The 12,370-nt window shown below is 64.7% G+C and carries 15 protein-coding genes; 1 reads left to right on the forward strand and 14 read right to left on the reverse strand.

The window, feature by feature from the left end; translation table 11 throughout:
• Positions 1-1,269: a glycoside hydrolase family 32 protein gene (locus HF989_RS03735; protein WP_168684039.1), complete on the reverse strand. Its 1,269-nt coding sequence runs from the start codon at positions 1,267-1,269 to the stop codon at positions 1-3.
• An 18-nt stretch (positions 1,270-1,287) separates the two neighbouring features.
• On the opposite strand from HF989_RS03735, the gene HF989_RS03740 reads away from it, so the two are divergent.
• Positions 1,288-2,154 (forward strand): carbohydrate kinase family protein, encoded by an 867-nt coding sequence (locus tag HF989_RS03740; RefSeq protein ID WP_168684041.1) that lies wholly within the window; start codon positions 1,288-1,290, stop codon positions 2,152-2,154.
• Between the two features lie 214 nt (positions 2,155-2,368).
• Here HF989_RS03740 and glmS read toward each other — a convergent pair whose 3' ends face one another.
• From glmS to rpsJ, 13 genes are all read right to left on the reverse strand, one after another.
• Complete coding sequence (gene glmS / locus HF989_RS03745; RefSeq protein ID WP_168684043.1) at positions 2,369-4,234, reverse strand: glutamine--fructose-6-phosphate transaminase (isomerizing); 1,866 nt, start codon at positions 4,232-4,234, stop codon at positions 2,369-2,371.
• Positions 4,235-4,343: 109 nt separating this feature from the next.
• Entirely contained in the window at positions 4,344-6,443 is a 2,100-nt protein-coding gene (locus tag HF989_RS03750) for a PhoX family protein (RefSeq protein WP_168684045.1), read from the reverse strand.
• Positions 6,444-6,611: 168 nt separating this feature from the next.
• Positions 6,612-6,896, reverse strand: a complete 285-nt coding sequence (gene rpsQ, locus HF989_RS03755) for a 30S ribosomal protein S17 (protein ID WP_168684047.1) — start codon at positions 6,894-6,896, stop codon at positions 6,612-6,614.
• 2 nt (positions 6,897-6,898) lie between these two features.
• Positions 6,899-7,138 (reverse strand): 50S ribosomal protein L29, encoded by a 240-nt coding sequence (rpmC, locus tag HF989_RS03760; protein ID WP_038609640.1) that lies wholly within the window; start codon positions 7,136-7,138, stop codon positions 6,899-6,901.
• Positions 7,138-7,554 (reverse strand): 50S ribosomal protein L16, encoded by a 417-nt coding sequence (gene rplP, locus HF989_RS03765; RefSeq protein WP_168684049.1) that lies wholly within the window; start codon positions 7,552-7,554, stop codon positions 7,138-7,140. The genes rpmC and rplP overlap by 1 nt, the downstream gene beginning before the upstream one ends.
• 3 nt (positions 7,555-7,557) lie before the next feature.
• Positions 7,558-8,307, reverse strand: a complete 750-nt coding sequence (rpsC, locus tag HF989_RS03770; protein ID WP_038609634.1) for a 30S ribosomal protein S3 — start codon at positions 8,305-8,307, stop codon at positions 7,558-7,560.
• On the reverse strand, positions 8,307-8,666 hold the full coding sequence (gene rplV / locus HF989_RS03775) for a 50S ribosomal protein L22 (protein WP_038609631.1): 360 nt from the start codon (positions 8,664-8,666) through the stop codon (positions 8,307-8,309). The genes rpsC and rplV overlap by 1 nt, the downstream gene beginning before the upstream one ends.
• A 3-nt stretch (positions 8,667-8,669) precedes the next feature.
• Positions 8,670-8,945, reverse strand: a complete 276-nt coding sequence (rpsS, locus tag HF989_RS03780; RefSeq protein ID WP_038609629.1) for a 30S ribosomal protein S19 — start codon at positions 8,943-8,945, stop codon at positions 8,670-8,672.
• Between the two features lie 16 nt (positions 8,946-8,961).
• On the reverse strand, positions 8,962-9,795 hold the full coding sequence (gene rplB / locus HF989_RS03785) for a 50S ribosomal protein L2 (protein WP_038609627.1): 834 nt from the start codon (positions 9,793-9,795) through the stop codon (positions 8,962-8,964).
• A gap of 42 nt (positions 9,796-9,837) precedes the next feature.
• Entirely contained in the window at positions 9,838-10,143 is a 306-nt protein-coding gene (rplW, locus tag HF989_RS03790; protein WP_038609625.1) for a 50S ribosomal protein L23, read from the reverse strand.
• Positions 10,144-10,824 (reverse strand): 50S ribosomal protein L4, encoded by a 681-nt coding sequence (gene rplD, locus HF989_RS03795; RefSeq protein ID WP_038609622.1) that lies wholly within the window; start codon positions 10,822-10,824, stop codon positions 10,144-10,146.
• The gene (gene rplC / locus HF989_RS03800) at positions 10,821-11,477 is read right to left on the reverse strand and encodes a 50S ribosomal protein L3 (RefSeq protein ID WP_168684051.1); all 657 of its coding nucleotides are present in this window, start codon (positions 11,475-11,477) and stop codon (positions 10,821-10,823) included. Before rplC ends, rplD begins: the two co-directional genes overlap by 4 nt.
• Positions 11,478-11,512: 35 nt before the next feature.
• Positions 11,513-11,818 carry a 30S ribosomal protein S10 gene (gene rpsJ, locus HF989_RS03805; RefSeq protein ID WP_003848085.1) on the reverse strand — a complete coding sequence of 102 codons (306 nt, stop codon included), beginning with the start codon at positions 11,816-11,818 and terminating at the stop codon, positions 11,513-11,515.
• Between the last annotated feature and the right edge of the window lie 552 nt (positions 11,819-12,370).

The raw sequence follows: 12,370 nt of genomic DNA on the forward strand, positions 1-12,370 counted from the left end.
CTATTTGGGTTCCAGCGCCGACCAGGCCGCCCCGTTGGGCGCGAACACGGCGAATGAAAATGCGACTTCACCGTCGCCTGCGGTGCATTCGACGGCGGCGCCGTCCGCGGTGAGCACGAACTCACCTTCGGAGCATTCAGCCCACCGGATGCGTCCCGACGCCTCGAGCGAGACGGTGCCGCGGCCCTGCCCGTCCGGCTGCCAGGCCACGGTCGCGCACACGGCGTTCTCCCCCGCCACGAGGTCAGCGAACCACGGCTGTGCGCCCAGCGCCACCCGCTCGACCAGCATGTCGTGGGTGTCTGGGATCTGCAGGGTGGTGGACAGCGTGCCGTCGAGAAGCGAAAGCTCCCTGACCAGGGTGAGTTGATGCACCCACCCCTCCTCCGCTGCGGTCGGGGTGTCGTCGCGCGCGGGCAGGCCCATCCAGCCCAGCATGAGCGCGCCACCCGCCCCGTCGCTGATGAGCTGCGGGGCGTAGAACTCCGTGCCGTAATCGAGCGGGGTGAAGTCGCGCTCGACCTCGAAGCGCAAGCCGTCAAGCGTGCCCACCACGTAGCCGCACTCGTCCGAATCCGGGTGCTGCGGGCAGAACACGAACACGTCGCGCTCCTCGCCCGTGGCCAAGTCCCGCAGGCGCAGCAGGTTCGGGCACTCCCACATGTACGCCGAGGCGACGTTGTAGTTCAGGCCCACAAACTCGATCTCGCCGGCGAACTCCCAGGTGGCCAGGTCGCGCGAGGTGTACAGGACCGCCGCGCCCGTGCCGTTATCGCGCTGGGCGCCGAGCACCATGCGCCACGTGCCGTCCGGCGCTTGCGTGACATGCGGGTCGCGGAAGTGCGCGGTGTAGCCGTCGGCGGGCCCGTCGATCGCCGGGTTGTCCGCCCGGCGGCGGTAGGTACCGCCCATCGGGCCTGCGATATCCTCCGCGTCCACAATGTTCTGGCTGGTCAGCCGCTCGCCATCGCGCTTGACGTTCCCGGTGTAAAACAGCCGCACCCGCCCATCGTGCACCACAGCGGAACCTGAGTAGCAGCCGTTTTCGTCGTACGCGACCCCCGGGTAGAGCGCGTCCGGATAGTGCCGCCACACCCCGGAGCCCAGCGTCGTGGCCGCGTGCCCCCAGCCAGTGCGCTTCGGCTGCGCGGGGAAGCTCGGGTCGTGCTGATAGAACACGTGCAATTCGTCGCCGAGCAGCATCATCCCGTTTGGGTCGTTCAACCGTCCCTGGGGCGGCGTGAGGTGGTGTTTCGGCCTATATGACATGTGTTTAGTCTAGAGCGCATGATCACCGTGTACGGCGAAGCCCTCGTTGACCTCGTGCCGTCTGCCTCCGGGCCGCTCGCCCCGCTCACCCCCGCGCTCGGTGGCGGGCCGTTCAACGTGGCGCGGGCGCTTGGCCGGCTGGGCTCGCCCGTCGCGTTCCAATCCCGGCTCTCCGCCGACGCCTTCGGCACCGCGCTGCGGCAATCACTCTTGGACGCGGGAGTGGACCTCTCCCGTTGCCCCACCGGTGACGAGCCAACCACGCTCGCTGTCGCATCATTGTTTGACGACGGCTCCGCCACCTACACCTTCTACGTCAACGGCACCGCAGACAGGCTCGCCGAACCCGAGCCTGTGTCAGACGGGTACGCCGTCTTCGGCACCTTGTCCCTGGCCCTAGAGCCGGGCTCGCTGCGGTACGCCGAGGCAGCCCGCGCCAGCGCCGACAACGGCGCGATCGTGTGCCTCGACCCGAACCTGCGCCCCGCCTTTATGTCCGAAAAGCACCGGCTGTTTCTGCGCGGGTTCTTGGAAACGACCACCGTGCTCAAGCTTTCCGCCGAGGAAACCGACTTCCTCGGCGACACGTCCCACGTCCCCGTCGTGGTGACCACCCTCGGCGGGTCCGGCATCCGCGTGCGCGCGCCCTTCGGCGTAGCTGAGGTTTCGGCCCCCTCCGTGCAGGTAGCGGACACCATCGGCGCCGGCGACACCGTCATGGCCGCACTGGTGCACCAGTTCGACGCCCGCGGCCTCGACCGCGACGGGCTGCTCGCCCTGGGCGAGGACGAGTGGCGCGAAATCCTCGACTTCGCTACCCGCGCCGCCGCCGTCACCGTTTCCCGCACCGGCGCGGACACGCCGTACCTTCACGAGCTCGGGTAGCTTCCGGCCCAGACCTGGACCCCGCCCCTGTTCTGCGCGCCGCCGTGTTCTCTGTGCCGCGCACGGAGTTGCGGGATCGTATAGCGGCGCGCCCCACTGCTATACCATCAGGCCGTTACTGGAAATTATGTTCAATTTCACCTGGGCAAACGCAAAGTTGAACGCGTAATCGTATAGTGCCGCTCGAGACGCTGCTATACCATCACGCGGGCCCCTACTCCACCGTGACGGACTTGGCCAGGTTGCGCGGCTGGTCCACGTTCAGCCCGCGGGCTTCCGCAACCGCGCAGGCGAAGATCTGCAGCGGGATGGTGGACAACAGCGGTTGCATCAGCCCCGCGGACTCCGGGATGCGAATGATGTGGTCCGCGTATGCCTCCACATCCGTGTCGCCTTCTTCTGCGATCACGATGGTCACAGCGCCACGAGCGCGGACTTCCTGGATGTTGGAAACGACCTTCGCGTGCAGGTTGTTCCGCGAGCGCTTGGACGGCACGATGATGAACACCGGCTGGCCTTCCTCCACCAGCGCGATCGGGCCGTGCTTGAGCTCGCCGGCGGCGAAGCCCTCGGAGTGCAGGTACGCCACTTCCTTGAGCTTCAGCGCGCCCTCGAGCGCGACCGGGAAGCCCACGTGGCGGCCAAGGAACAGCACGGACTTCGCGTCCGCCATCTGCTGGCCGAGCTGCTTGACCTGTCCCTTGTTGTCCAGCACGCGCTGGATCTTGTCCGGCATCTGCTGCAGCTCGTCGACGATCTGGCGGATCTCGTCGGCGTACTTGTTGCCGCGCACCTGCGCCAAGTACAGGGCGAGCAAGTAGGCGGCCACGATCTGAGAGATGAACGCTTTGGTCGACGCCACCGCGATCTCGGGACCGGCGTACGTGTACAGCGACGCGTCGGCCTCGCGCGGGATGGACGATCCGACGGTGTTGCAGATGGCGATCACCTTTGCGCCCTGCTCCCGGGCGTGGCGCACGGCCATGAGCGTGTCCATGGTCTCGCCGGACTGGGATACCGCCACGACGAGAGTGTGCTCGTTGACAATCGGGTCGCGGTAGCGGAACTCGTGCGCGAGCTCGACCTCGGTCGGGATCCGGCACCAGTGCTCGATGGCGTAGCGGGCGACCTGGCCTGCGTAGGACGCGGTTCCGCAGGCGACGATGATGATTTTGTTGATGGAGCGGAGCAGCGATTCGTCGATACGCAGCTCGTCCAGCGTGAGCTTGCCGTCCTCGTCGAAGCGGCCGTACAGAGTGTCGCGCACCGCGGCCGGCTGGTCGTGGATCTCCTTTTCCATGAAGGAGTTGTAGCCGCCCTTCTCAGCGGCGGTGACGTCCCACTCCACCGTGAACGGCTTGCCCTGCGCCGGGTTGCCCTCGAAATCGCAGACCTCGTAGCCGTCGGCGGTGAGGGTGACAATCTGGCCGTTGTCCATCTCCACTGCGTCGCGGGTAAATTCGATGAATCCGGCGACGTCGGAGCCGAGGAAGTTCTCGCCTTCGCCCACGCCGATGACCAGCGGGGAGTTCCAGCGCGCGGCGACAATGCGGTCTGGGTGGTCCGCATGGATCGCGAGCAGCGTGAAGGCGCCCTCTAGGCGCTGCGCCGTCAGCTGCATCGCGCGGGTGAGGACGCCCTCAGCTTCCTTGTCGTAGATGTCGAGCAGCAGCGTGCCCGCGACCTCAGTGTCGGTCTCGGAGGCAAACGTGTAGCCCTTATCGACGAGCTCCGCTTTCAAACCCGCAAAGTTCTCGATAATCCCGTTGTGGACCACCGCGAGCCGGCCGTCGCCGACGACGTGCGGGTGGGCGTTGACGTCTGTCGGCCCGCCGTGCGTGGCCCAACGGGTGTGGCCGATGCCCAGGTTGGACGACGGAATGGGGTTGTCCGCGATGAGCGCCTCTAAGTCGGCGACCTTGCCTGCCTTCTTCCGGCACTCGATCACACCGTTGTTGGCTACGGCCACGCCAGCCGAGTCGTAGCCGCGGTACTCGAGGCGGCGCAGACCCTCGATGATCACATTCTCAGCGTCGCGCTCGGCGGCTCCGGCGCTCACGTATCCAACGATTCCACACATGGGGGAAATCCTACCTTCGCCCCTCTTACTGCGAAAAGTGAAGAAGACAACGCCCCGCCTGCAACCCGGTCGCGGGATGAAAGCGGGGCGTGCAATGGCCGGCTGGGGGTTACACCGTCTCCATGCCGATCTTCTGCCCGTCGGTTCGGAAGACCTGCGCCACAGCCGGTCGCGGCAGGGAGTTGCCGCCGTCCGGCCAGTGCGAACCCGGGTTCTCAAAGGTAGCGTCGTCGGCCTCACCCGGGTGCTGGACGTTGACCATGACAAGGTCGTCCGTCACGATCGGACCACAGGTCTCCGCCGCAACCGGCACGGTGAGGAAGCACAGCACCTGTCCGCGATTCTCCCCTTCCAGGCCGACAGCGTAGAGGCCGTCGTTGGAGCCAAGCGCGTTGCCGTCCGTGGAAATCCACAGGTTGCCGTGGGAGTCGAATGCGAGATTATCCGGGCAAGAAATCGGGGAAACCTGGTCCGCCGGGAAGCCACTGAAGTACGACGACGCCGCCTTCGGGTCGCCGCAGACGAGCAGAAGGTTCCAGGTGAAGTCGGTGCCCGCGTAGTCGTCCTCGATCTCCATGACCAGGCCGTTCTTATTCTCGCGGATCGGTGCGTACTCGGTGACGTCCTCCTGGCTCTTTTCGGCGTTCTCGCCGGTGGCGCCACGGTACTTGTTGTTGGTCAGTGCCACGTAGAGCTTCCCGTTGACCGGGTTGACCTCGAAGTCCTCCGGACGGTCCATCTTGGTGGCGCCGGCCTCGTCCGCCGCCAGGCGGGTGTAGATGGCGACCTCCTCGCCTGTGAAGCCGTCAACGTGGGACTCGGCGGTGCCGTCAGCGTGCGCGGTCAGCAGCGGGATCCAGGTGCCCGTGCCGTCGAAATCGCCGTCTTGCGGCAGATCGCCGTCGCCGGTGATCTCACCCGCCGGGGAGTTACCCTCCAGGTTGGCAACGTACAGGGTGCCCTCGTCCAGGATGGTCATGTTGTGCTCGATGTCGCCCTCCTTGACCTTCTTGGAGGAGACGAACTTATAGATGTACTCAAAACGGGAATCGTCGCCGGAGTAGCACACCACGGTGCCGTCCTCGGTGACGTGCACGTTGCCCGCCTCGTGCTTGAAGCGGCCCAGGGCCGTGTGCTTGACCGGGATGGAGTCCGGGTCGTACGGGTTGATCTCAACCAGGTAGCCGAAGCGGTTGAATTCATTGGGCTCTTTCGCCAGGTCGAAGCGGTCGTGCAAGCGCTCCCACTTGCGCTCGGAAGCCTCCTCCGAAACGCCGAACCGCTTGACGTCTGCAGCCGGGCGCTCGCCGGTCACCGCGGCGGCGTTTGCCCAGTACTGGTCGATGTTCTCCTCGCCGGAGAGGAACGTGCCCCACGGGGTCACGCCGCCCGAGCAGTTGTTGAAGCTGCCGAGCACCTTTGTGCCGGTCGGGTCAGCGGAAGTCTTCAGCAGGTCGTGGCCTGCCGCAGGGCCCACAATCTTGAACTCGGTCTCGCCGGTGATACGGCGGTTCAGCGGCCCGAACTCGCGCTTGAGCTCGCCGGTGTTCTCGTCGCGGGACACCTCGAGGATCGTGTGGCCGTGGCTCATGATGCCAATGTTGATCTCCTCGTCCGTCGGGTTCTCCGGGTCGTAGTTCGGCAGCATCTGCGGCTCGGTGGAGTACTCGTGGGAGCACACGTACACCATGCGGTTCTGGTCCGTCGGGTGCTCCATGAGGCCCGCGAAGTCGTTGTTGAAGCCGAACTGGCGCGCGGCGGCCGCTGCGGTCTGGTTATTCGGATCGAATTCCGGCGCGTCCTCGTAGACCGGATCGCCCCAGGCGATCAGCACGGAGGTTGCGTAGCCCGCGGGGACGACAACTTCGTCCTTCTCGTTCGGTTGCACGCCCTCGAAGCGCATGCCCTTTGCTGGGGTGATCTTTGCCGTAGCGGCTTCGGTGACGGAGTTGGTGGAGGTCGCCGTCGCTGTCTCGGTCTGTGCGGCGTTGTCATCCACACCGCACGCGGCCAAGAAAGCGCTGCCGCCGAGGGTGACGGTGCCGACACCGAAAGCCTTCAGCACGCCACGGCGGGACATGATGTCGCCAAAGTACGGGTTGTTGGACTCGTTGGTGCACTCGCCCGCGCAGGCGTTGCCGCACTTGTAGGTGCAGGTCAGGCTGGATCGCTTGGACTGGAACAGAAGGTTGACACCCTTCAGAGGCATGGAAACTCCCCAGGAAACGTATACAGAAATTGCTCCAGCCAATGTAGGGCCCGCCAGTGAATAAACGGCCACATCCAGGTGAACAGTTGTCAAATTCCACTGCCCAGAACACGAAAGTACCCGCCCAACGCAGGTTGGACGGGTACGTCGTCGAGAAGCTAAGCGCTTTTAGCGTGCCTTCTCAATGATGTCGACGAGACGGAAGTGCTTGTCCTTGGACAGCGGACGGGTCTCCTCGATCAGGACGAGGTCGCCGATGCCGGCGGTGTTGTCCTCGTCGTGTGCCTTCACGCGGGTGGTGGTACGCACGATCTTGCCGTAGAGGGCGTGGGACTTGCGGTCCTCAACCTCGACGACGATCGTCTTGTCCATCTTGTCGGACACGACGTAGCCACGACGACGCTTCTGCACTGCCTTGACCTTGGTGTTCTCAGTCACGTTTGCCTCACTCATGGTTATGCCTCAGCTCCCGTGGACTCCGGGACGACGGACAGGCCAAGCTCGCGCTCGCGCAGCACCGTGTAGATGCGAGCGATGTCGCGCTTCACGGTGGAGATGCGGCGGTTGTTGGTGAGCTGGCCGGTCGCGAGCTGGAAGCGCAGGTTAAACAGCTCTTCCTTCGCGTCGGACAGGCGGGTGCGCAGCTCGTCGTCGCCGAGCTCGCGGAACTCAGATGCAGGGGTACCGGTTGCCATTAGAACTGGTCCTCCTTCTTGATCACGCGGACCTTGCACGGCAGCTTCGCGCCAGCGCGGCGCAGTGCCTCGAGTGCAACGTCTTCGCTCGGGTAGGACATTTCGAACAGGATGCGGCCGGGCTTGACGTTGGCCACCCACTTCTCCACCGGGCCCTTACCGGAACCCATACGCACGCCGAGCGGCTTCTGGGTCAACGGACGGTCCGGGAAGATGTTGATCCACACCTTGCCGCCGCGCTTGACGTGGCGGTTGATGGCGATACGGGCGGACTCGATCTGGCGGTTGGTGATGTAGGCCGGCTCGAGCGCCTGCAGGCCGTAGTCGCCGAAGGTGACGGTGTTGCCACCCTTGGACACGCCCGTGCGGTGCGGACGGTGCTGGCGGCGGTACTTCACGCGCTTAGGGATGAGCATGTGTTAGCCCTCCTTCTTCTGCTCTGCACGCTGACGGCGCTGGCCGCCGCGGCGCGGACGACGGTCACGGTCGCCACGGCCACCGCGCTCGTTCTTCGGAGCGTTCAGCTCGGACTCGCGGACACCGCCCACGACGTCGCCCTTGTAGATCCACACCTTGACGCCGATGACGCCAAAGGTGGTGTGTGCTTCTGCCGTGCCGTAGTCGATCTCCGCGCGCAGGGTGTGCAGCGGGACGCGACCCTCGTGGTAGCGCTCGACACGGGACATTTCCGCGCCGCCGAGGCGGCCGGACGTCATAACCTTGATGCCCTTGACCTGGGGGTTGCGCATCGCGGACTGGATGGCCTTACGCATGGCGCGACGGAATGCGACACGGTTGACCAGCTGCTCGGCGATGGACTGCGCAACCAGGGTTGCGTCGGCATCGATGTTCTTGACCTCGATGATATTCAGCGCGACCATCTTGCCGGTGAGCTTCTCCAGCTCACGGCGGATGCGGTCGGCCTCGGCGCCGCGGCGGCCGATGACGATGCCCGGGCGCGCGGTGTGGATGTCCACACGGACGCGGTCGCGGGTGCGCTCGATGACGATGTCGGAGACGCCGGCGCGCTCAAGGTTCTTCTCAAGCCACTCGCGGATCCGGATGTCCTCGGCGACGTAATCGGCGTAGTTCTTGTCGGCGTACCAGTGGGACTTCCAGTCGGAAGTGATACCCAGGCGCAGGCCGTGCGGGTGAATCTTCTGGCCCATTACTTGGCCCCTTCCTTGGACTCGACAACAACGGTGATGTGGGAGGTGCGCTTCCGGATCTGGAATGCGCGGCCCTGGGCGCGCGGCTGGTAGCGGCGCATGGTCGGGCCCTCGTTGGCGTAGCACTCGGAGATGACGAGCGTGCGGGGGTCCAGGCCGAAGTTGTTCTCAGCGTTCGCTGCTGCGGAGGCGATGACCTTCGCAACGTCCTTGGCTGCGCCCTGCGGTGCGTACTTCAGGGTCGCGAGGGCCTCGGCAACGTCCTTGCCGCGGACGAGAGCCAGCACGCGGCGGGCCTTCATCGGCGAGACGCGGACAAACTTGGCCGTCGCGGATGCAGTGGTGATGGTGTCAGCCATTGCTTATCGACGTCCCTTCTGTTCTTTGACGTGACCCTTGAAGGTCTTGGTCGGTGCAAACTCGCCGAGCTTGTGGCCGACCATGGACTCGTCGATGAACACCGGCACGTGCTTACGGCCGTCGTGGACGGCGAAGGTGTGGCCGATGAAATCGGGGAGAATGGTCGAACGGCGCGACCAGGTCTTGATGACCTGCTTGGTGCCAGCCTCGTTCTGAGCGTCCACCTTGTTGAGGAGGTGCTCGTCGACGAACGGGCCTTTCTTCAGGCTGCGTGGCATGTCTGTTTACCTCCTCTTAGCGCTTCTTCGAGCGGCGGCGCCGCACGATCATGTTGTTGGAATAACGGTTCGGGTTGCGGGTGCGGCCTTCCTTCTGGCCCCACGGCGACACCGGGTGGCGGCCACCCGAGGTCTTGCCTTCACCACCACCGTGCGGGTGATCGACCGGGTTCATAACCACACCACGCACGGTCGGGCGCCAGCCCTTCCAGCGCATGCGGCCGGCCTTGCCCCAGCGGATGTTGATCTGGTCGGCGTTGCCGACCTCGCCGACGGTTGCGCGGCAACGGATGTCCACACGACGGATTTCGGAAGACGGCATACGCAGCACGGCGTAGTTTCCCTCCTTACCCAGCAGCTGGATGGACGTGCCGGCAGAGCGGGCCAGCTTTGCGCCAGCGCCCGGCTTGAGCTCCACAGCGTGGATGGTCGTACCGGTCGGGATGTTGCGCAGCGGCAGGTTGTTGCCCACCTTGATGTCGGCGTTCGCGCCAGCCTCGACGATGGTGCCCTGCTTCAGGCCCTTCGGCGCAATGATGTAGCGCTTTTCGCCGTCGAAGTAGTGCAGGAGCGCGATGTTCGCGGTGCGGTTCGGGTCGTACTCGATGTGAGCGACCTTAGCCAGCACGCCGTCCTTGTCGGAGCGGCGGAAGTCGATGACGCGGTAACGGCGCTTGTGGCCGCCGCCGCGGTGACGGGTAGTGATGTGGCCGTGAGAGTTACGGCCGCCCTTCTTCGGGAGCGGGCGCAGCAGCGTCTTCTCCGGGGTCGAACGAGTGATCTCGTCGAACGCGGAAACGGAGCTGGCACGGCGACCCGGAGTTGTCGGCTTGTACTTACGAATAGCCATAGTTGTTCCTTTTCTATCGTCCTCTTCGCTGTGCGATAGCCGCTAGGCCGTCGCACCTCCGAAGATGTCGATGGAGTCGCTGCCCTCGCGGAGAGTGACGTAGGCGCGCTTGGTGTTCTTGCGCTGGCCGTAGCCGGTGCGGGAGCGCTTGCGCTTGCCCTCGCGGTTAGCGGTGTTCACCGAAGCGACGTCGACGCCGAAGATCTCTTCCACGGCAATCTTGATCTGGGTCTTGTTGGCCGACGGATCCACAAAGAACGTGTAGGTGTTCTGCTCCATCAGGCCGTAGCTCTTCTCGGAGAGCACGGGCGCGATGATGATGTCGCGCGGGTTCGCGATCTTAGCCATTTACTTCTCCTCCTCAGCCGTCGCTGCTGCGCCGGCAGCTGCAGCCACGACATTGCCGCGGTTGATGAAGGTGTGCAGCGCCTCAACCGAGAACACGACATCGTCTGCGTTCAGCACGTCGTATGCGTTCAGCTGGGTCGGCTCAATGACGTGGACGCCCGGCAGGTTCCTTGCGGAAAGGCGGGAGTTCTGGTCATCACGGCCGATCACCAGCAGAACCGACTTGCGGTCCGTGAGGCGCTCGATGAATGCGCGCGCGGACTTGGTCGACGGGGTCTGGCCCGGAACGAGGTCCTCCACGACGTGGATGCGCTCGTTCTGTGCACGGTTGGTCAGGGCGCCGGCGAGGGCAGCCTTGATCATCTTCTTCGGGGTGCGCTGCGCGTAGGAGCGCGGCTGCGGGCCGTGCACAGTGCCACCGCCGGTGTAGTGCGGTGCACGGATGGAGCCCTGGCGGGCACGGCCGGTGCCCTTCTGGCGGAACGGCTTCTTGCCACCACCAGACACCATGCCGCGGGTCTTCGTTGCGTGGGTGCCCTGGCGTGCTGCAGCAAGCTGTGCGTTCACAACCTGGTGCATCAGCGCCACGGACGCCTCGCGGTCGAAGTACTCGGCCGGGAGCTCGACGGAGCCCTTGGTGGCCCCGTCAGCGGTGTGGACGTCAAGCGTCAGGTTCGTCATGCGTGAGCACCGCCCTTCACTGCGGTCTTGACGGTAACAACGGAACCCTTAGCGCCCGGGATGGCGCCCTTGATCAGGATGAGGTTGTTGTCGCCGTCGATGCGTTGGATCTTCAGGTTCTGGGTGGTAACGCGGTTACCGCCCATGCGACCTGCCATGCGGGTGCCCTTGAACACGCGGCCCGGGGTCGCGCAGGCGCCGATGGAGCCGACGCGGCGGTGCGCCGCCTGGTTACCGTGTGCGGCACCCTGGCCGGCGAAACCGTGGCGCTTCATGGCGCCGGCGTAGCCGTGGCCCTTCGTGGTGCCGGCGACATCCACGTAGGTGTCGCCCTCGAAGATGGTTGCGTTGAACTCCTGGCCCAGCTCGTAGCCAGAGGTGTCCTCCATGCGGATCTCTGCCACGTAACGGCGCGGGTTCACGCCGGCCTTCTTGAAGTGGCCGGCCTGCGGCTTGTTCGCCTTACGGGGATCGGTGTCGCCGTAAGCGATCTGGATGGCGGAGTAGCCATCGGTCTCAGGGGTGCGGATCTGGGTGACAACGCACGGCCCAGCCTCGACGACGGTAACCGGAATCACGCGGTTGTCCTCGTCGAAGATCTGGGTCATGCCGAGCTTCTTGCCCAGAATGCCCTTGATCGGGTTGTCAGACATGTGTTAGTTCTCCACTACTTACGTTGGGGATTGCTCTACTGGATGTTCACGTCGACGCTGGCCGGCAGGTCGATGCGCATGAGCGCGTCCACCGTCTTAGGCGTCGGGTCGAGAATGTCGATGAGGCGCTTGTGCGTGCGCATCTCGAAGTGCTCGCGAGAATCCTTGTACTTGTGGGGAGAACGAATAACGGCGTACACGTTCTTTTCGGTGGGCAACGGCACCGGGCCGACGACGCGGGCACCCGTGCGGGTGACCGTCTCGACGATCTTCTTCGCGGATGCGTCGATCGCCTCGTGGTCGTAGGCCTTGAGCCTGATGCGGATCTTCTGTCCCGCCACGCTTACCTCTTCCTCGCATCCCCACGTTCAACTCTCGCTTCGCTCGAAGTTGAACGAAGTGAAACGAGAGCGAAGCGGTGGGGTTTGTAGCTTCTAGTTTCTCTATAACGTTGTCCGGGCTGGGCCCTTGGCTCAACGCCAGTGTCGTTTCTGACTGCCATGACACGTCCGGAAGATGACCGAGCAAATTGCATGCTGCTGTTCAGTGCTTCCGCCGGGGCGTGCTCGTCGATAAGCGATCGCCCGGGTGTCAGACTCGGAAGGGCGCGTGACCCTTGCGTACTGCCGCTGTGAATTTGCCATGGCCCTTCTCCGGTTCTTCCAGTGGAAGGTGTCATGTTTGCCTGGCCACCGGCCGGATGCGCTCCGGCCCATGTCAAGGCAACCCGAGTATTAAAGCACATGGTAGCGCCGAGCACAAGCCTGCTTCTCGACGAACCTTCGGCACCCACCGCCCCCGCACGCTTGACCGTTACAACTTGATATCACCTTCATTTCTCTCCCCGCTACACCGCAGGGATGTGTGTAACCTCAGCCGTGAGACCGTGCGTG

It is taken from the genome of Corynebacterium mucifaciens (genome assembly GCF_012396315.1).
GTDB classification, from domain to species: domain Bacteria; phylum Actinomycetota; class Actinomycetes; order Mycobacteriales; family Mycobacteriaceae; genus Corynebacterium; species Corynebacterium mucifaciens.

Coding starts and splice junctions, on each gene's coding strand:
- rpsQ (WP_168684047.1), bottom strand. CDS start 6,896: ATGAGTGAGGCAAACGTGACTGAGAACACCAAGGTCAAGGCAGTGCAG.
- rplV (WP_038609631.1), bottom strand. CDS start 8,666: ATGGCTGACACCATCACCACTGCATCCGCGACGGCCAAGTTTGTCCGC.
- rplC (WP_168684051.1), bottom strand. CDS start 11,477: ATGTCTGACAACCCGATCAAGGGCATTCTGGGCAAGAAGCTCGGCATG.
- rpsS (WP_038609629.1), bottom strand. CDS start 8,945: ATGCCACGCAGCCTGAAGAAAGGCCCGTTCGTCGACGAGCACCTCCTC.
- glmS (WP_168684043.1), bottom strand. CDS start 4,234: ATGTGTGGAATCGTTGGATACGTGAGCGCCGGAGCCGCCGAGCGCGAC.
- rplD (WP_038609622.1), bottom strand. CDS start 10,824: ATGACGAACCTGACGCTTGACGTCCACACCGCTGACGGGGCCACCAAG.
- rplP (WP_168684049.1), bottom strand. CDS start 7,554: ATGCTCATCCCTAAGCGCGTGAAGTACCGCCGCCAGCACCGTCCGCAC.
- rpmC (WP_038609640.1), bottom strand. CDS start 7,138: ATGGCAACCGGTACCCCTGCATCTGAGTTCCGCGAGCTCGGCGACGAC.
- HF989_RS03735 (WP_168684039.1), bottom strand. CDS start 1,269: ATGTCATATAGGCCGAAACACCACCTCACGCCGCCCCAGGGACGGTTG.
- HF989_RS03740 (WP_168684041.1), top strand. CDS start 1,288: ATGATCACCGTGTACGGCGAAGCCCTCGTTGACCTCGTGCCGTCTGCC.
- rplW (WP_038609625.1), bottom strand. CDS start 10,143: ATGGCTAAGATCGCGAACCCGCGCGACATCATCATCGCGCCCGTGCTC.
- HF989_RS03750 (WP_168684045.1), bottom strand. CDS start 6,443: ATGCCTCTGAAGGGTGTCAACCTTCTGTTCCAGTCCAAGCGATCCAGC.
- rplB (WP_038609627.1), bottom strand. CDS start 9,795: ATGGCTATTCGTAAGTACAAGCCGACAACTCCGGGTCGCCGTGCCAGC.
- rpsC (WP_038609634.1), bottom strand. CDS start 8,307: ATGGGCCAGAAGATTCACCCGCACGGCCTGCGCCTGGGTATCACTTCC.